This is a genomic window from Micromonospora sp. NPDC047670, assembly GCF_043204915.1.
Lineage (GTDB): Bacteria > Actinomycetota > Actinomycetes > Mycobacteriales > Micromonosporaceae > Micromonospora.
This window is the reverse complement of the sequence record NZ_JBIDDA010000024.1, coordinates 1-20,975: the sequence shown is the minus strand read 5'-3', so window position 1 is coordinate 20,975 and position 20,975 is coordinate 1. Positions and strand designations below refer to the sequence as shown.

The 20,975-nt window shown below is 76.6% G+C and carries 2 protein-coding genes; both read left to right on the top strand.

Annotated features, from left to right (window positions below):
* Positions 1–40 precede the first annotated feature (40 nt).
* The gene (locus tag ACGF7U_RS30925) at positions 41–11,218 is read left to right on the top strand and encodes a type I polyketide synthase (protein WP_393112759.1); all 11,178 of its coding nucleotides are present in this window, start codon (positions 41–43) and stop codon (positions 11,216–11,218) included.
* Positions 11,219–11,264: 46 nt separating this feature from the next.
* On the top strand, positions 11,265–20,975 hold a 9,711-nt coding region (locus ACGF7U_RS30920), incomplete at its 3' end, for a type I polyketide synthase (RefSeq protein WP_393112757.1).

The following is a 20,975-nucleotide window of genomic DNA, read 5'->3' as shown; positions in this document are numbered from 1 at the left end:
CGCCCGCGGAACCTGTGGTGTCACGAGAAAGCGAGATGTCATGGCGGACGAAGAGCGGCTGCGCGAATACCTGACGCGGGTCGTCGCCGAGCTGCACCAGACCCGCCAACGGCTCCGCGAGGTCACCGCCGAGGAGTCCGAGCCGGTGGCGATCGTGGCGATGAGCTGTCGCTACCCGGGCGGCATCAACTCGCCCGAGGACCTCTGGCAGTTCGTCTCGTCCGGCGGGGACGCCATCGGCGACTTCCCCACCGACCGCGGCTGGGACCTGGAGCGGCTCTACCACGCCGACCCGGACAACCCCGGCACCTCGTACACCACCGCCGGCGGGTTCCTGCCCGACGCGGGGCAGTTCGACGCCGCGCTGTTCGGCATCTCGCCGCGCGAGGCGGTCGCCATGGACCCGCAGCAGCGGCTGCTGCTGGAGGTCACCTGGGAGCTGTTCGAGCGGGCCGGCATCGCCCCGCTGTCGCTGCGCGGCAGCCGCTCCGGCGTCTTCGTCGGCACCTCCGGCCAGGACTACGCCGCCGTGCTGCACCGGGCGCCCGGCGTCGAGGGGTACGTGCTGACCGGCACCGCCGCCAGCGTCGTCTCCGGCCGGCTGGCGTACATGTTCGGGCTGGAGGGCCCCACGGTCACCGTGGACACCGCCTGCTCCTCGGCGTCCGTCGCCATCCACCTCGCCTGCCAGGCGCTGCGCCAGCGGGAGTGCGGCCTCGCCCTGGCCGGCGGCGCGACCGTGCTGGCCACCCCCGGCCCGTTCGTCGAGTTCTCCCGGCAGCGCGGCCTCGCCGCCGACGGCCGGTGCAAGTCGTTCGCCGCCGCCGCCGACGGCACCGGCTGGTCCGAGGGCGTGGGCATGCTGCTGCTGGAACGGCTCAGCGACGCCCGCCGCAACGGCCACCCCGTGCTCGGGATCATCCGCAGCTCCGCCGTCAACGCCGACGGCGCGTCCAACGGGCTCACCGCCCCCAACGGCCCGTCCCAGCAGCGGGTCATCCGGCAGGCCCTGGCCGGCGCGAGGCTCACCCCCGACCTGGTCGACGTGGTGGAGGCGCACGGCACCGGCACCACCCTCGGCGACCCGATCGAGGCCCAGGCGCTGCTCGCCACCTACGGCCAGGAGCGGGGCGACGCCGCGCCGCTGCTGCTCGGCTCGATCAAGTCCAACATCGGCCACAGCCAGGCCGCCGCCGGCGTCGCCGGGGTCATCAAGATGGTGCAGGCGATGCGGCACGGGATCGTGCCGGCCACCCTGCACGTCGACGAGCCCACCCCGCACGTGGACTGGACCACCGGCGCGGTCACCCTGGTCACCGAGGCCACGCCGTGGCCGGCCGTGGACCGGCCGCGCCGGGCCGCCGTGTCGTCGTTCGGGATGAGCGGCACCAACACCCACCTCATCCTGGAACAGCCCGAGGCGACCCCCGCCGACGCCGACCGGCCGGAACTCCCCGCGCCCGCACCGGTGCTGCTCACCGGCCGCACCCGCGCCGCGCTGCGCCGCCAGGCCGAGCGCTGGTCCCGGTACGTCGCCGACGACGCCGACCTGCGACCGGCCGACGTCGCCTGGACCTCCGCGGTCTCCCGCTCGCCCCTGGAACACCGGGCGGTCGTCCTCGCCGACGACCGGGACGGCCTGCTCACCGCCCTGCACGCCCTCGCCGACGACCGGCCCGCGCCCGGCCTGGTCACCGGCGCCGCCGCCGAGCGCGGCGCGGTCGCGTTCCTCTTCTCCGGCCAGGGCGCCCAGCGCGCCGGCGCGGGCCGGGAGCTGTACGAGGCGTACCCGGTCTTCGCGGCGGCGCTCGACGAGGTCTGCGCCCACCTCGACGACCGGCTGCCCCGACCGCTGAGGCCGCTGCTGTTCGCCGAGCCCGGCACCGACGAGGCGGCGCTGCTCGACCAGACCGTCTTCACCCAGGCCGCGCTGTTCGCCGTCGAGGTGGCGCTGCACCGGCTGCTCGGCTCCTGGGGGCTGGCCCCCGACCTGGTCGCCGGGCACTCCGTCGGCGAGCTGACCGCCGCCCACGTGGCCGGCGTGCTCACCCTCGACGACGCCTGCGCCCTCGTCGCCGCCCGGGGCCGCCTCATGCAGGCCCTGCCCGCCGGTGGGGCGATGCTCGCCGTCGCCGCCGACGAGGCGCGGGTCGCCGAGTCGATCGCCGGGCTGACCGACCGCGTCGCCGTCGCGGCCGTCAACGGGCCCACCGCCGTGGTCCTCTCCGGTGACAGCGCGGCCGTCGACGAGCTGGCCGAACTCTGGGCCGCCCGGGGGGTGAAGGTGCGGCGGCTGCGGGTCAGCCACGCCTTCCACAGCCCGCTGATGGAGCCGATGCTCGCCGAGTTCGCCACCGTCGCCGCCGGCCTCGACCTGCGCGCCCCCACCCTGCCGGTGGTGTCCAACCTGACCGGCGAGCTGGCCGACCCGGCGCAGCTCACCGACCCCGGCTACTGGGTGCGGCACGTCCGGGAGGCGGTCCGCTTCGCCGACGGCGTACGCACCCTGCGCGCCCACGGCGTCGGCACCTTCGTCGAGGTCGGCCCCGACGCCGTCCTCACCGCCACCGTCCAGGAGACCCTCGCCGGGGCCGAGGCCGCCGACGCCGCCCCCGCCGTGGTGGTGCCGGTGCTGCGCCGGGACCGCCCGGACCGCCGCGCCCTGCTCGCCGCCCTCGCCCAGCTCCACGTCGCCGGCACGCCGGTGCGCTGGGCGGACCTCTTCGCCGACCGGCCCGGCCGGCTCGTCGGCCTGCCCACCTACCCGTTCGAGCGGCAGCACTACTGGGTGCCGGCCGAGGAGCCCGCCGACCCGGCCGACGCCGGCAGCGCCGTGCTCGACAGCCGGTTCTGGGCGGCCGTCGAACGCGCCGACCTCGACGCGCTGCGGGACACCCTCGCCGTCACCGACTCCGCCGCCGCCGAGTCGTTGCGCACGCTGCTGCCCGTCCTCGCCGACTGGCGGCGGCAGCGACAGGAACACTCCGTGCTCGACGGTTGGCGGTACCGGGCCGACTGGCAGACCACCCCCGAGCCCGCCCCGGCCCGGCTGACCGGCACCTGGCTGCTGGCGCTGCCCGCCGGCGCCGCCGACGACCCGGCCACGGAGACCGTCCGGGCCGCGCTGACCGGCGCCGGCGCCGACGTGCTGCCGCTGACCGTCGACCCGGACGCCGACCGGGCCGGCCTCGCGGCGTCCCTCGCCGGCACCGCCCCCGCCGGGGTCGTCTCCCTGCTGGCCGGGGAGCCGCCCGCCGCCGGCGGTGCCGTGCTGCCCGGCCTGGCCGGCACCCTCGCGCTCGTGCAGGCGCTCGGCGACGCCGGGATCGACGCGCCGCTGTGGCTGATCACCCGGGGCGCGGTCGCCGCCACCTCGTACGACCGGGTCGCCGACCCGGCGCAGGCCGCGATCTGGGGCCTCGGCCGGGTGGTGGGCGTCGAGGCGCCGCACCGCTGGGGTGGCCTGGTCGACCTGCCGCCCCGCCCCGACCACCGCACCGCCGCCCGGCTCGCCGCGATCCTCACCGGCTCGACCGGCGAGGACCAGCTCGCCGTACGCGGCCCCGGCGTCTTCGTCCGCCGCCTGGTCCGCGCCGCCCTCGGCGACCGCCCACCGGTGCGCCAGTTCACGCCCACCGGCACCGCACTGATCACCGGCGGCACCGGCGGGCTCGGGGCCCGCGCCGCCCGCTGGCTCGCCGCCGCCGGGGCCGAGCACGTGGTGCTGGTCAGCCGGCGCGGGCCGGACGCCCCCGGCGCCGCCGAGCTGGCGGCCGAGCTCAGCGGCCTCGGCGCCCGCGTCACCGTCGCCGCCTGCGACATCGCCGACCGGGCCGCCCTCGCCGACCTGCTCCACCGGGTCGAGGCCGACGGCCCGCCGGTGCGTACCGTCGTGCACACCGCCGGCATCGCCCAGGCCACCCCGCTGGCCGAGGTCACCCCCGCCGAGCTGGCCGAGGTGACCGCCGGCAAGACCATCGGCGCCACCCACCTCGCCGACCTGCTCGCCGACCGGGAGCTGGACGCCTTCGTCGTCTACTCGTCCATCGCCGCCACCTGGGGCAGCGGCGGCCAGGCGGCGTACGCGGCCGGCAACGCGTACCTGGACGCGCTCGTCCAGCAGCGGCGGGCCGACGGCCGGGCCGGCACCGCCATCGCCTGGGGGCCGTGGTCCGACGGCGGGATGCACGCGGCCGACGCCGAACGGAACCTGCGCCGCCGGGGCCTGCCCGCGATGGACCCGGCCGTGGCCATGGGCGCCCTGCCGCAGGCCCTCGACCACGACGACGTCACCGTCACCGTGGCCGACGTCGACTGGTCCCGGTTCGCTCCGGCGTACGCCTCCGCCCGCCGCCGGCCGCTGCTGGACGGCGTACCGGAGGCGCGGGCCGCCCTCGACGGCGGCGCGCCCGCCGACGACGGCGACGAGGGCCCGGCGGCGACCCTGCGCCGGCGGCTCGCCGGGCTGACCCCGGCGCGGCGGGAGGAGACCGTCGCCGACCTGGTCCGGGACCTCGCCGCCGACGTGCTCGGCCACGACGGCGGGGCCGCCGCCGTCCCGGCGACCACCGCGTTCCGCGACCTCGGCTTCGACTCCCTGACCGCGGTGGAGCTGCGCAACCGGCTCGTCGCCGCCACCGGGCGGGCGCTGCCCACCACCCTGGTCTTCGACCACCCCACCCCGGCCGTGCTGGCCCGCTTCCTGCTCGCCGGCCTCTTCGACGCCGCCGTCGAGCCGGCCCCCGCCGCCGCGCCGGCCACCGTGGACGACGACGAGCCGGTGGCCATCGTCGCCATGGCCTGCCGCTACCCGGGCGGCGCCGACGACCCCGAACGGCTGTGGCGGCTCGTCGCCGACGGCGTCGACGCCATCGGCGACTTCCCCACCGATCGGGGCTGGGACCTCGACCGGCTCTACGACCCCGACCCGGCGAACCCCGGCACCACCTACGCGGACAAGGGCGGGTTCCTGCCCGGGGCCGCAAAGTTCGATGCGGGTTTCTTCGGGATTTCGCCGCGGGAGGCCCTGGCGATGGATCCGCAGCAGCGGTTGTTGCTGGAGGTGTCGTGGGAGGCGGTGGAGCGGGCAGGGGTTGACCCGGGGTCGTTGCGGGGTTCGCGAACAGGGGTGTTCGTGGGCACGAATGGTCAGGACTATGGGGCCCTGTTGGCGGTGGCCGCGGACGAGGTGGAGGGATTCGCGGCGACGGGGAACGCCGCGAGTGTGGTGTCGGGTCGGGTGGCGTACGCGTTGGGGTTGGAGGGGCCGGCGGTGTCGGTGGACACGGCGTGTTCGTCGTCGTTGGTGGCGTTGCACCTGGCGGTGCAGTCGCTGCGGCGCGGCGAGTGCGACCTCGCCCTCACCGGCGGCGTCACCGTGATGGCCACCCCCGGCACGTTCGCCGAGTTCTCGCGGCAGCGCGGCCTGGCGGCCGACGGCCGGTGCAAGGCGTTCGCGGCGGGTGCGGACGGTACGGGTTGGGGTGAGGGTGTCGGTGTGCTGCTGGTGGAGCGGCTGTCCGACGCGCGGCGTAACGGTCACCGGGTGTTGGCGGTCGTGCGGGGTAGTGCGGTCAACCAGGATGGTGCGTCGAACGGGTTGACGGCGCCGAACGGTCCGTCGCAGCAGCGGGTGATCCGCCAGGCGCTGGCCTCGGCGCGGCTGACCTCCGCCGACGTGGACGTGGTGGAGGCGCACGGCACCGGCACGACGCTCGGTGACCCGATCGAGGCGCAGGCGCTGCTCGCCACGTACGGGCAGGGCCGCGACGGGCACGAGCCGCTGCTGCTCGGCTCCATCAAGTCGAACATCGGGCACACCCAGGCGGCGGCGGGCGTCGCCGGGGTGATGAAGATGGTCCTCGCGATGCGCCACGGCCTCGTCCCGGCGACGCTGCACGTGGACGAGCCGTCCCCGCACATCGACTGGTCGGCCGGCGCGGTGGAGTTGGTGACCGAGTCGCGGCCTTGGCCGGCGGTGGACCGTCCCCGCCGGGCGGCGGTGTCGTCGTTCGGCATGTCCGGCACGAACGCCCACGTGATCGTCGAGCTGGCCGACGACTCCGCCGAGGCGCCCGCGGCGCCCGACACCCCGGCTCTGGTCGATTCTGACACCGTGGTCTGGCCGGTGTCGGCGCGGTCGAGGGCCGCCCTCGCCGGTCAGGCCGCCCGGCTGGCCGAGTATGTGCGCGGGCACGACGGTCTGGATCCGGCGGCGGTGGCGTGGTCCCTCGCCACGACCCGGTCGACGTTCGACCAACGGGCCGCTGTGGTCGGTGCCGGCGTGGACGAGTTGCTGTCGGGCCTGGACGCCCTGGTCGCCGGCCAGCCGGCCGGGAACCTCGTGACCGGCGCCGTCGCCACCAGCCCTGGTCCGGTGTTCGTGTTCCCCGGTCAGGGTGCCCAGTCGGCGCGGATGGCCGCCGGTCTCGTCGGTCGTACGCCGGTGTTCGACGCGAGGCTGGCGGAGTGCCAGCGGGCCCTCGCCCCGTACCTGGACGTGGATCTGGTGTCGGTGTTGACGGGCGAGGACGAGTCGTGGCTGGAGCGGGTGGAGGTCGTGCAGCCCGTCCTGTGGGCCGTCGGCATGGCTCTCGCCGCGCTCTGGCAGCACGCCGGTGTCACCCCGCAGGCGGTGATCGGCCACTCGCAGGGTGAGATCGGCGCGGCGTGTGTGGCGGGCATCCTCAGCCTTGAGGATGCGGCGAAGGCGGTGGCGTTGCGGTCGCGGGCGCTGACCGTGCTGCGGGGCACCGGGACGATGGCGTCGGTGGACCTGCCCGCCGAGGCCGTGACCGCCCGTCTGGGCGGGTTCCTGGGTGTCGGGGTGGCGGCGGTCAACGGCCCGTCGACCGTGGTGGTGTCGGGTCCGCCGCAGCCGGTCGCGGATCTGGTGGAGGCGTGTCAGGCCGAGGGTGTGCGGGCGCGGTTGATTCCGGTGGACTACGCGTCGCACTCGCCGGCGGTGCGGGAGGTCGCCGAGCGGTTGCGTGCCGACCTGGCCGACATCGTCCCGCAGGCCGGTCACACCCGCCTGGTCTCGACGCTGACCGGCGACTGGGTCGATCCCGGGAGCATGACCGCTGACTACTGGTACGACAACCTGCGGCAGACCGTGCGGTTCGACCGGGCCGTGCGCGTCGCCATCGCCGCCGGGCACAGCGTGTTCGTGGAGATCAGTCCGCATCCGGTGTTGACGATGCCGGTCACGGCGATCCTGGACGACACCGGCACCAGCGGGTACACCCTGGGCAGTCTGCGTCGCGGTGACGACGACCCGACCCGGTTGCTGACCAACCTGGCCACCGCCCACGCGATCGGCCTGCCCGTCGACCTGACGAAGATCCTCGCATCCACCCCGACCGTCGATCTGCCCACCTACGCCTTCGACCGGGGACGCTTCTGGCTGGAGCCGACCGCGCACCGGGTGCGGGACGTCGGCTCCGCCGGCCTCCAGGACGCCGGACACCCGCTGCTCAGCGCGGCCGTGCCGGTGGCCGACGACCGGACGGTCGTGCTGACCGGGCGGCTGTCGGTGCGTACCCACCCGTGGCTCGCCGACCACGCCGTCGGCGGCGCGGTGATCGTCCCCGGCACCGGCGTCGTCGACATGGTGGTCCGGGCCGGTGACGAGGTCGACGCCGGCCAGGTGGGCGACCTCACGCTGGTCAACCCGCTGGTGCTGCCGGCCACCGGCGCGGTCCAGGTGCAGGTGCGGGTGGGGCCGCCGAGCGACACCGGCGAGCGGGCGGTCACCGTGCACTCCCGCCCCGAGGCGGACGGCGACACCGAGTGGACCCGGCACGCCGAGGGCCTGCTGCTGCCGCAGCTCGCCGCCCCGACGGCCGTGCCGGGGGAGTGGCCGCCGGCCGACGCGGTCGAGGTCGACGCCGACCTGGACGCCTGGTACGCCGCGATGGCCGAGGGCGGCCTCGGCTACGGTCCCGCCTTCCGCGGCCTGCGCCGGGTGTGGCGCGGCGACGACGAGGTCTACGCCGAGGTGGCGCTCCCCGCCGAGGCCGCCGCCGAGGCGTCCCGGTTCGGGCTGCACCCGGCCCTGTTCGACGCGGCCCTCCAGGCCAGCGGGGTCACCGCGCTGCTCGGCGACCCGGCGGACTCCTCCGGCGCCGGCTGGATGCCGTTCGCCTTCCGCTCGGTCGCCCTGCACGCGCACGGCGCCACCCGGCTGCGGGTGCGGCTGCGGCCGCTCGGCCCGGACACGGTCGCCGTGACCCTCGCCGACACCGCCGGCCAACCGGTCGCCACCGTCGAGTCGCTGACCTTCCGGCCGGTCGCCGCCGGCCGGGCCGACGAGGCCGCCGCGCTGCGCCGCACCTCGGTGTTCCACCTGGACTGGACGCCGCTGCCGGCAACCGACGCGACGGCGGGGGACACCCGCTGGGCGCTGCTCGGCGACGACACCCTCGGCCTCGCCGAGGCGTTGGCCGCCGCCGGGCACCCGGTGCGCGGCCACGCCGACCTGGCGACCCTGGTCGGGGCCATCGAGCGGTACGGGGACGTACCCGATGTGGTGCTGGACCTGCGGTTCGGGGCGGAACCGGACCCGGACCGGGCCGGCGGGGCCGCGCACGACGCGGCCCGGGATGCGCTGGCGCTGGTCCAGGGCTGGCTCGGCGAGCCCCGGCTGGAGCAGGCGCGGCTGGTCCTGCACACCCGGGGCGCGGTCGGCGCCGCCCCCGGCGAGGCGCCCCGCGACCTGGCCCGGGCGAGCCTGTGGGGGCTGGTCCGCTCGGCGCAGTCCGAGCATCCCGGCCGCTTCACGCTGCTCGACACCGACGACGCCGCCGCCTCTCTCGCGGCGGTCCCGGCGGCGGTCGCCTCCGGGGAGCCGCAGCTCGCGGTCCGTGACGGCGGTCTGCTGGTGCCCCGGCTGGCCCGGGCGCGCGACGCCGGAGTGCTGCCGTTGCCCGCCGACGAGGTGCCGTGGCGGCTGGACGTCACCGAGAAGGGCACGCTGGAGAACCTGGCCCTGCTGCCGACCCCCGACGTGGGCGGGGACCTGCCGGCGGGTCACGTCCTGGTCGGGATGCGCGCCTCCGGGCTGAACTTCCGGGACGTGGTCCTAGCCCTCGGCATGGTTCCCGACCAGGAGGTGCTGGGCAACGAGGGCGCCGGCGTGGTGCTCGGCGTCGGGCCCGGAGTCGACGACCTCGCGCCCGGCGACCGGGTGATGGGCATCTTCTCCGGCTCGTTCTCCTCGGCCGCGGTCACCGACCGCCGCCTGCTCACCCGCATCCCCGACAACTGGTCGTTCACCGACGCCGCCGCCGTGCCCGTGGTCTTCCTGACCGCCTGGTACGGCCTGGTGGAGCTGGCCCGGCTGCGCGCCGGGGAGTCCGTGCTCGTGCACGCGGCGGCCGGCGGGGTCGGCATGGCCGCCGTGCAGATCGCCCGCCACCTCGGCGCGGAGGTGTACGGCACGGCCAGCCCCGGCAAGTGGTCGGCGCTGCGCGCCACCGGCTTCGACGACGCGCACCTCGCCTCCTCCCGCACCCTCGACTTCGCCGACGAGTTCGCCGGCCGCACCGGCGGGCGGGGCGTCGACGTGGTGCTCAACGCGCTCAGCGGCGAGTTCGTCGACGCGTCGCTGCGGCTGCTCGCCCCGGGTGGCCGGTTCGTCGAGATGGGCAAGACCGACAAGCGGGACCCCCGGCGCGTCGCCGCCGACCACCCCGGCGTGAGCTACCAGGTATTCGACCTCATCGAGGCCGGCGAAGACCGGATCGCCGGCATGCTGGCCGAGCTGATGGCGCTCTTCGCCGCCGGCGCGCTGCGGCCGCTGCCCCGGCGCACCTGGGACGTCCGGCGCGCCCCCGAGGCGTTCCGCTTCCTCAGCCAGGCCCGGCACGTCGGCAAGCTCGCCCTCAGCATCCCGCGGCCGCCCCGGCTCGACGGCACGGTGCTGGTCTCCGGGGCGACCGGCACCCTCGGTGCGCTGCTCTGCCGGCACCTGGTCACCGCGCACGGCGCCCGGCAGCTGCTGCTGGTCAGCCGCCGCGGCCCGGACGCCGAGGGCGCCGACGAGCTGCTCGCCGACCTCAAGGCGCTCGGCGCGGACGTGTCGATCGTCGCCGCCGACCTGGCCGACCCGGACGCCGTCGCGGACGTGCTGTCCATGGTGGACCCACGGCGTCCGCTGCGCGCGGTCGTACACGCCGCCGGGGTCCTCGACGACGCCACCGTCGAGTCGCTCACCGCGGACCGGCTCGACGCGGTGCTGCGGCCCAAGGTCGACGCGGCCTGGAACCTGCACCGGGCCACCCTCGGCCACGAGCTGACGGCGTTCGTGCTCTTCTCCGCCGCCGCCGGCGTGTTCGGGGGCCCGGGCCAGGGCAACTACGCCGCCGGCAACGCGTTCCTCGACGCCCTCGCCGAGCACCGGCGGGCCCTCGGCCTGCCGGCGGTCGCCCTGGCCTGGGGCCGCTGGGCCCGCGCCAGCGGCATGACCGGGCACCTCGACCCGGCCGACATCCGTCGGCTCGACCGGGGTGGCATGGCCGCCCTGGCCGACGACGAGGCCCTCGCGCTGTTCGACGCGGTCTGGCGCGCCGAGCGGGCGACGTTGGTGCCCGCCAAGATCGTCACCGGGACGGCGGCGCCCGGCGCGCCGGTCCACCCACTGCTGGCCAACCTCGTCCGCCCCGCCGCCCGCCGGGCCGCGGTCGGCGAGGTCGCCGACGGGCAGGCGTTCGCGGAGACGCTGCGTGGCCTCCCCGACGACAGGCGGGCCCGCGCCCTGCGGGACCTGGTGCTGTCGCACGTGGCGGTCGTCCTCGGCCACGGCGACCCGGCCGGCATCGAGCCGACCCGCGCCTTCCGCGAACTCGGTTTCGACTCGCTCACCGCCGTCGAGCTGCGCAACCGGCTCGGCGCGGCCACCGGGCTGCGGCTGCCGGCGACGCTGGTCTTCGACAACCCGACGCCGACCGCGCTCGCCGAGCACCTGGCCGGGCAGTTCGCCCCGGTGGCCCCGGCGGGCGACCGGTCGGCGGCGGGCCGGGAACTCGACCGGCTGGAGGCCGCGCTCGCCGGACTCGACCCCACGGACGACGAGTTCCGCCGGATCACCGACCGGCTGCACGGACTGCTGGACCGGCTGACCGAGCGGCAGGCGGACGCGGACGGCGACGACGACCTCGAGTCGGCCACCGCCGAGAACATCTTCGACCTGATCGACCGCGAGCTGGAGACGTCGTGACCACCAGCCGCAACGACATCGGCATGCCGAGTGAGGTAGGTCCACGGTGAGCAACGAGGACGAGAAGTACGTCGAGTACCTGAAGCGTACGACCTCGGAGCTGCGGCGTACCCGGCGGCGGCTGCGCGAGCTGGAGGCCCGGGACTCCGAGCCCATCGCCATCGTGGCGATGAGCTGCCGGTACCCGGGCGGCGTCGACAGCCCCGAGTCGCTGTGGCAGCTCGTCCGCGACGGCGGCGACGGGATCGGGCCGTTCCCCGCCGACCGGGGCTGGGACCTGGACCGCCTCTTCCACCCCGACCCGGACCACCCGGGCACCAGCTACGTCCGCGAGGGCGGCTTCGTCTACGCCGCCGCCGACTTCGACGCGGACCTCTTCGGCATCTCGCCCCGCGAGGCCGTCGCCATGGACCCCCAGCAGCGGCTGCTGCTGGAGACCTCCTGGGAGGCGTTCGAGCGGGCCGGGCTGCCGCTGCCGGCGGTGCGGGGCAGCCGTACGGGGGTGTTCGTCGGGGCGGCGTCGCACGGCTACGACGGCATGATGGCGCAGGCCGAGAACGGCGAGGGGCACCTGCTCACCGGCAACGCCACCAGCGTGATCTCCGGCCGCGTCGCGTACACCCTCGGGTTGGAGGGGCCGGCGGTCACCGTCGACACCGCCTGCTCGTCGTCGCTGGTCGCCATCCACCTGGCCGCGCAGGCGCTGCGCAACGGCGACTGCGAGCTGGCGCTGGCCGGCGGCGTGACGGTGATGCCCACCCCGGCGGTGTTCGTCGGCTTCAGCCGCCAGCGCGGCCTCGCCGCCGACGGCCGGTGCAAGGCGTTCGCCGCCGGCGCCGACGGCACCTCCTGGTCCGAGGGGATCGGGATGCTGCTGCTCACCCGCCTCTCCGACGCCCAGCGCCACGGTCACCCCGTGCTCGCCGTGGTCCGGGGCAGCGCGGTCAACCAGGACGGCGCGTCCAACGGCCTGAGCGCCCCGCACGGCCCCTCCCAGGTGCGCGTCATCCGCCAGGCCCTGGCCAACGCCCGGCTCACCCCCGAGCAGGTGGACGTGGTGGAGGCGCACGGCACCGGCACCCGGCTCGGCGACCCGATCGAGGCACAGGCCCTGCTCGCCACGTACGGGCAGGACCGGGGCGACGCCGCGCCGCTGCTGCTCGGCTCCGTCAAGTCGAACATCGGCCACACCCAGGCCGCCGCGGGTGTCGCCGGCGTGATCAAGATGGTCATGGCGATCCGGCACGGTCTCGTCCCGCCGACCCTGCACGTGGACGAGCCGTCCCCGCACATCGACTGGACCGCCGGCGCGGTCACCCTCGCCACCGACCCCACGCCGTGGCCCGACGCGGACCGGCCGCGCCGGGCCGCCGTGTCGTCGTTCGGGGTCTCCGGCACCAACGCGCACACCATCATCGAGCAGGCGCCGGCCCCGACCGAGGCCGAGGACGAGCCGCCCGTGGCGGCCGACCGCCCGACGGTCCCGGTGCTGCTCTCCGCCCGGTCGGCGGACGCCCTCGCCGCGCAGGCCGGCCGCTGGGCGGCCTGGCTGGCCGCCGACCCGGCCCCGCGCCCGCTCGACGTGGCCTTCTCGTCGGTCACCGCCCGGTCCACCCTGGACCACCGGGCCGTCGTGTCGGCGACCGGCCGCGACGACCTGCTCGCCGGGCTGCGCGCCCTCGCCGCCGGGGAACCGGCCGGCAACGTCGCCGCCGGTGCCGGATCGCCGCGCGGCCAGCTCGCGGTGCTCTTCTCCGGCCAGGGCGCGCAGCGCGCCGGCATGGGCCGGGAGCTGTACGCCGAGTTCCCCGTCTTCGCCGCCGCGCTCGACGAGGCGTGCGGACACCTGGACCGGGCCCTGCCGCGCCCCCTGCGGGAGGTGCTGTTCGCCGAGGCGGGCACGCCCGAGGCCGAGCTGCTGGACCAGACGGTGTTCACCCAGGCCGGCCTCTTCGCGGTCGAGGTGGCCCTGTTCCGCCTCGTCGAGTCGTTCGGGATCGTGCCGGACCTCGTGGGCGGCCACTCCATCGGCGAGGTCACGGCCGCGCACGTGGCCGGGGTGCTGTCCCTGGAGCACGCGTGCGCGCTGGTGGCTGCCCGGGGCCGCCTGATGCAGGCGCTGCCGGCCGGGGGCGCGATGCTGGCCGTCGCCGCCCCCGAGGCGGACGTGCTCGCCACGCTCGAGGGGCGCACCGACCGGGTGGGGATCGCGGCCGTGAACGGCCCGTCGTCCGTCGTCGTCTCCGGCGCCGTCGAGGCCCTCGACGAGGTGGAGCGGCTCTGGCGGGACCGGGGCGCGCGCACGCGCCGGCTCGCGGTCAGCCACGCCTTCCACAGCCCGCTGATGGAGCCCGTGCTCGCGACCTTCCGCGCGGTGCTCGGCCGGCTCACCTTCGCCGCGCCGGCGCTGCCGATCGTGTCGAACGTGACCGGGGCGCTCGCCGACGCCGACGAGGTCCGCACGGCCGACTACTGGGTGCGGCACGTCCGCGAGGCCGTGCGCTACGCCGACGGGATCACCGCCCTGCGCGCCGCCGGGGCGGACACGTTCCTGGAGATCGGGCCGCAGAGCGTACTGACCGCGATGACCGGTGAGGTCCTGCCCGACGGGGACGGCGTGCTCGCCGTGCCGATCCAGCGCAAGGACCGGCCCGAGCCGCAGGGCCTGCTGGCCGCGCTGGCCGAGCTGCACGTGCACGGCGTGCCGGTGACCTGGCAGCCGTGGTTCGCCGGCGCCGGCGCGCGCCGGGTCGACCTGCCCACGTACGCCTTCCAGCACCGGCGCTACTGGCCCGAGGCGGGCGACGCCGCCGGGCAGGCCGCGCCGACCGACGCCGCCGAGGGCGGCTTCTGGGCGGCGGTGGAACGCGGCGACCTGACCGAGGTGGCGTCCCACCTGGCCGTGCAGGACGACCCCGCCGCGGTCGAGGCGCTCGCCCCGGCCGTGCCGGTGCTGTCGTCGTGGCGGCGGGCCCGGCAACGCGACGCCGTCGTGGACGGCTGGTCGCACCGCGTCGACTGGGAGCCGGTGCGCCCCGCCGCCGCGTCGACGCTGACCGGCCGCTGGCTGGTCGTCACCGCCGCCTCCGACGACGACGCCGCCGACGACGCCGGTGTGAGTGGGACGCTGGCCGGCGCCGGAGCCCACGTCGACACCCTCGCCGTCGCCCCCGGCGCCGGCCGCGCCGAGCTGGCCGAGCTGCTGCGCCGGCACGGCGACCAGGGCTGGACCGGGGTGCTCTGCGTGCTGCCCGGACGCGACCGGGCGCTGCCGGACGCCCCGGCCGTCTCCGTCGGCGCCGCGCTGCTGCTCGGCCTCACCCAGGCGCTCGCCGACGCCGGCCTGCCCGGCCGGCTCTGGTGCCTCACCCGGGGCGCCGTCTCCGTCGGCGCCGAGACCGTCGCCGACCCGTGGCCCGCGCTGGCCTGGGGACTCGGCCGCGTCGTCGCCCTGGAACAGCCGGACCGCTGGGGCGGGCTGGTCGACCTGCCCGCCCGCGCCGACCGGAGCGCCGGGGACGCGCTGCTCGCCGTCCTCGCCGACGCCGGGCACGACCAGGTGGCGATCCGCCCGCAGGGCACCTTCGGCCGGCGGCTCGTCCCGGCCGCGCCGCCCGCCGGTGCGGGGTGGCGGCCCGCCGGCACGGTGCTGGTGACCGGCGGTACGGGTGCGTTGGGTCGGCACGTGGCCCGGTGGTTGCTGGCCAGCGGGGCCGACGAGGTGGTGCTGGCGTCGCGGCGTGGCCCGGACGCGCCCGGCGTGGCGGAGTTGGTCGAGGAGTTGGGGGCGGTGCGGGTGGTGGCCTGCGACGTCACCGACCGGGGGGCGGTCGACGGGCTCGTCGCCGGGTTGCCGGAGCTGACCGCCGTCGTGCACACCGCCGGTGTGGTCGACGACGGCGTCCTCGACGGGCTCGACCTGACCCGGATGCAGGCCGTCCTCGACGGCAAGGTCCGCGCCGCGCGGGTGCTGCACGAGGCGACCGCCGGCCGGCACCTCGACGCGTTCGTGCTCTTCTCCTCCCTCGCCGGGGTGATCGGCAGCGCCGGACAGGGCAACTACGCGGCGGCCAACGCCTACCTCGACGCGTTCGCGGCCTGGCGGCGCGGCCAGGGCCTGCCCGGCACCGCCATCGCCTGGGGCGCCTGGGCCGAGGACGGCATGGCCGCGGCGACCACCGCGCTGACCGCCCGCCTCACCCGGGGCGGGATCAACCCGCTCCCCGCCGCCGAGGCGGTCACCGCCCTCGGCCGGCTCGTCAACACCGCCGAGCCGGCGGTCACCGTCGCCGACGTCGACTGGGGCCGCCTCGCCGCCGCCTGGGGCCGGCCCACCCCGCTGATCGCCGCACTGCCCGGGGTACCGGCCGTGCCCACCGGCCCCGTCCGCGCCGTCGTGGTCGGCCGGTCCCTGCCGCAGCTCGCCGACCTCGTCCGCACCCAGGCCGCGGTGGTGCTCGGCTACCCGGCCGGCCAGCCGCTGCCCGACCGCACGTTCCGCGACCTCGGCTTCGACTCGCTCACCGCCGTCGAGCTGCGCAACCGGCTGACCGCCGAGACCGGTATGAGCCTGCCCGCCACGCTGGTCTTCGACCACCCCACGGTCGCCGAGCTCGCCGCCCACCTGCACGGCCTCACCGCCGGCCACACCGCCGACGAGGTGCTCGCCGACGGCACGCACCCGCAGCGCGAGCCGATCGCCATCGTCGCCATGAGCTGCCGGTTCCCCGGCGGTGTCACCTCGCCCGAGCAACTGTGGGAGCTCGTCGCCAGCGGCACCGACGCGATGAGCCTGATGCCCGGCGAGCGCGGCTGGAACCTCGCCGAGCTGTACCACCCCGACCCCGAGCACCTCGGCACCAGCTACGTCCGCGAGGGCGGCTTCGTCACCGGGGCCGGCGAGTTCGACCCCGCCTTCTTCGGCATCAGCCCCCGCGAGGCGCTCGCCATGGACCCGCAGCAGCGGCTGCTGCTGGAGGCCACCTGGGAGGCGTTCGAGCGGGCCCGGATCGACCCGACCGCGCTGCGCGGCAGCCGCACCGGCGTGTACGTCGGCACCAACGGCCAGGACTACGGCTCGCTGCTGATGGCCGCCGGGGACGTCGACGAGAACTACCTCGCCACGGGCACCTCCGCCAGCGTCATCTCCGGCCGGCTGGCGTACACCTTCGGGCTGCACGGCCCGGCGGTCACCGTCGACACCGCCTGCTCGTCGTCGCTGGTCGCGATGCACCTGGCCGCGCAGGCCCTGCGGGCGGGGGAGTGCGACCTCGCCCTGGCCGGCGGCGCCACCGTGATGGCCACCCCCGGGATCTTCGTCGGTTTCTCCCGGCAGCGCGGCCTCGCCGCCGACGGCCGGTGCAAGCCGTTCGCCGGGGCCGCCGACGGCACCGGCTGGGGCGAGGGCGTGGGCCTGCTGGTGCTTCAGCGGCTCTCCGACGCCCAGCGCGACGGCAACCCGGTCCTCGCCGTGCTGCGTGGCAGCGCCGTCAACCAGGACGGCGCCTCCAACGGCCTCACCGCCCCCAACGGCCCCGCCCAACAGCGGGTCATCCGGCAGGCCCTGGCCAACGCCGGGCTGACCGCCGGCCAGGTCGACGTGGTGGAGGCGCACGGTACGGGCACCACGCTCGGCGACCCGATCGAGGCGCAGGCGCTGATCGCCACGTACGGGCGGGAGCGGGCCGCGGACCGGCCGCTGTGGCTGGGGTCGATCAAGTCGAACATCGGGCACACCCAGGCGGCGGCGGGTGTGGCCGGGGTGATGAAGATGGTCCTCGCCATGCGGCACGGGGTGCTGCCGCCGACCCTGCACGTCGACGAGCCGACCCCGCACGTCGACTGGTCCGCCGGCAACGTCGAGCTGCTCACCTCCGCCCGCCCCTGGCAGCCGGCCGACGGCATCCGCCGCGCCGCCGTGTCCTCGTTCGGCATCAGCGGCACCAACGTGCACACCATCCTCGAACAGGCCCCCGCCGACGAGCCCGAGCCCGAGCCGACGACCACCGGGCCGGCCGGAGAGCTGCCCTGGGTGCTCTCCGGGCGCACCGCCGACGCCCTCACCGCCCGCGCCCGGGACCTGCGCGCCCACCTCGACACCGTCGGGGACGCCGGGCTCGCCGACGTCGGCTGGTCGCTCGCCGCCACCCGCGCGTCCCACGACCACCGGGCCGTCGTCTTCGCCGCCGACCGGGACGAGCTGACCGCCGCCCTCGACGCGCTCGCCGCCGGCCGGCCCACCCCAGCAACCGTCACCCGCGTACCCGGCACGCCGGGGGAGGTCGCGTTCGTCTTCCCCGGCCAGGGATCCCAGTGGGTCGGCATGGCCGCCGAACTCCTGGACACCGCCCCGGTCTTCGCCGAGAAGTTCGCCGCCTGTGCCGAGGCGCTGCGCCCGTACGTCGACTGGTCGCCGACCGACGTGGTGCGCGGCGTGCCGGACGCCCCGTCGCTGGAGCGGGTCGACGTCGTCCAGCCCACCCTGTTCGCGGTCAGCGTGTCGCTCGCCGCGCTCTGGGAGTCGTACGGCGTGCGCCCGTCCGCCGTCGTCGGACACTCCCAGGGCGAGATCGCCGCCGCCCACGTCGCCGGGGGCCTCACCCTTGACGACGCGGCGGCCGTGGTGGCGCTGCGCAGCCGGATCATCGCCGGCATCGCCGGGGACGGCGGCATGGTCTCCGTCGCCACCACCGCCGACGAGGCCACCGACACGATCACCCGCTGGGCCGGGCGGGTCGCCCTCGCCGCCGTCAACGGGCCCACCTCCGTGGTGGTCTCCGGCGACGGCGCGGCCCTCGACGAGCTGGTCGCCCACTACGAGTCCCGCGAGGTGCGGGTGCGCCGCGTCCCGGTGGACTACGCCTCCCACTCCGCCCACGTCGAGCCGCTGCGCGAGCAGCTCCTCGAACTGCTCGCCGGGCTGCGCCCCCGCACGGGCGAGGTCCGGTTCCGGTCCACCGTGGCGGGGGACTGGCTCGACACCGCCGCCCTCGACGCCGACTACTGGTACCGCAACCTGCGGCAGACGGTCCGCTTCGACGACGCGGTGCGCAGCCTTGTCGCCGCCGGCTACCGGACCTTCGTCGAGGTCAGCGCCCACCCGGTGCTCACCATGGCGGTGCAGGAGAGCGTCGAGCTGGTCGCCGCCGACCCCGGCGCGGCCACCGTCACCGGCACCCTCCGCCGCAACGAGGGCGGCCTCGGCCGCTTCCTCCGTGCCCTGGCCGAGGTGTACGCCGGGGGAGCGCCGGTCAACTGGCGGCCCGCGTTCGCCGGCTTCGCCGGACGCCGCCGCGACCTGCCCACGTACCCGTTCCAGCGGCAGCTCTACTGGCCGCAGCCGTCCGCCGCGCAGGCCCCGGCCGCCGGCGCCGCCGGCCCGGTCGCCGACGACGAGGTCGACGCCCGGTTCTGGGCCGCCGTCGAGGCGGAGGACCTGGCCGCCCTCACCGCCGAACTCGCCGACTCCACCGACGTGGGGCCCGTCCCGGAGGCAGCCTTCGCCGACGTGCTGCCGGTGCTCGCCGCCTGGCGCCGCCGGCACCGCGACCAGGCCACCGTCGACTCCTGGCGGTACCGGGACAGCTGGCTGCCGATCGCGGCCGACGACCCCGGTGAGCCCACCGCCGCCGGCACCTGGTGGCTGGTCACCGGCCCCGACGACACCGACGCCGCCCAGGCCGCGTTCTGCCGGGAGGCGCTGCAACGGCACGGCGGCACCGTCGTACCGCTGGCGCTGGACGGCGACCGCACGGACCGCGCGGCCCTCGGCGCCCGGCTGCGCGACCTCGCCGACGGCGGCGCCCCCGTCGCCGGGATCCTGTCGCTGCTGGCGCTCGACGAGACGCCCGCCCCCGCGCACCCCTCGGTGCCGGTCGGCTTCGCCGGCACCGTGACGCTGGTGCAGGCGCTCGGCGACGCCGGCGTCCGCGCCCCGCTGTGGTGCCTCACCCGGGGCGCCGTCTCCACCGACCCGGGCGACCCGCTGCCGCACCCGCTGCAGCAGCTCGCCTGGGGCTTCGGCCGGGTCGCCGCCCTCGAACACCCGGACCGCTGGGGTGGCCTGGTCGACCTTCCCGCCGAGCCGGACGACGCGGCCGCCCGCCGGCTCGTCCGCGTCGTCACCGGCCTCGACGGCGAGGACCAGGTCGCGCTGCGGCGGGTTGGCGCGTTCGGCCGCCGGCTGCTGCACGCCCCGCTCGGCGACGCGCCCGCCGCCCGCGAGTGGCGGCCCTCCGGCACCGCCCTGGTCACCGGCGGCACCGGCGCGCTCGGCGGACACATGGCCCGCTGGCTCGCCGCCAACGGCGCCCCGCACCTCGTGCTGCTCAGCCGGCGCGGCCGGCAGGCCGAGGGCATCGCCGAGCTGGAGGCCGAGCTGGTCGGGTTGGGTGCCCGGGTCACCGTGGCCGCCTGCGACGCCGCCGACCGGTCGGCGCTCGCCGCCGTCCTCGCGGACCTGCCGCCCGAGCACCCGCTGACCACCGTCGTGCACACCGCCGCCGTGCTCGACGACTCGGTGATCAACTCGCTGACCCTGGACCAGGTCGACTACGCGCTGAGCGCCAAGGTCACCGCCGCGCTGAACCTGCACGAGCTGACCCGCGACCTGGACCTCGACGCGTTCATCCTGTTCTCCTCGATGGCGGGCACGGTCGGCAGCTCCGGTGTCGGCAACTACGCCCCCGGCAACGCGTTCCTCAACGCCCTCGCCGAGCACCGGCGCGACCTCGGCCTGCCCGCCACCTCCATCGGCTGGGGCGCCTGGGGCGGGGGCGGCATGGCAGACGGCGAGTTCGGCCGGATGCTGCACCGCCACGGCGCGCCCGAGATGCCCCCACGGCTCGCCGTCGCGGCGCTGCACCAGGCCGTCGAGCACGACGAGACGTTCCTGACCATCTCGAACATCGCCTGGGACCGGTTCTTCGTCGCGTTCACCGCGACCCGACCCGGCCCGCTGATCTCCGAGATCCCCGAGGCACAGCGGTTGCGGGCCACCAAGGGCCTCACCGAGGCGAAGCAGGCCGACGAGGCCGGCCCCGCCGCCGCGTTCACCCGGATGAGCGCCACCGAGCGCCAGCAGGCGCTGCTCGACCTGGTCCGCGACCAGGCGGCCACGGTCCTCAAGTACGCCGACGGCGAGGCCGTCGACCCGCACCACGCGTTCCGCGACCTCGGCTTCGACTCGGTGACCGCCGTGGAGCTGCGCAACCGGCTCGCCACCGCCACCGGGCTGCGGCTGCCGGTCACCCTGGTCTTCGACTACCCGTCCCCGACCGCGCTCGCCCGGCACCTGCACGAGGAACTGGGCGGCGGGGCTGCCGCGACGGTGGAGACCGCCCCCGTGGCGCTCGGCGACGACGAGCCGGTGGCCATCGTCGCCATGGCCTGCCGCTTCCCCGGCGGCGCGAACGACCCCGAGCGGTTCTGGGAGATGCTGCGCGCCGGCCGGGACGCCGTGTCCGACCTGCCCGGCGATCGGGGCTGGGACATCGACCGGCTCTACGACCCCGACCCCTATTCCACCGGCACCTCCTACGTCCGCAGCGGGGCCTTCCTGTACGAGGCGGCGGAGTTCGATGCGGGTTTCTTCGGGATTTCGCCGCGGGAGGCCCTGGCGATGGATCCGCAGCAGCGGTTGCTGTTGGAGACGTCGTGGGAGGCGGTGGAGCGGGCAGGGGTTGACCCGGGGTCGTTGCGGGGTTCGCGAACAGGGGTGTTCGTGGGCACGAATGGTCAGGACTATGGGGCCCTGTTG

Bases quoted from the DNA above. Each gene is read 5' to 3' on its own strand.
- ACGF7U_RS30925 (WP_393112759.1), top strand. From the start codon at position 41: ATGGCGGACGAAGAGCGGCTGCGCGAATACCTGACGCGGGTCGTCGCC.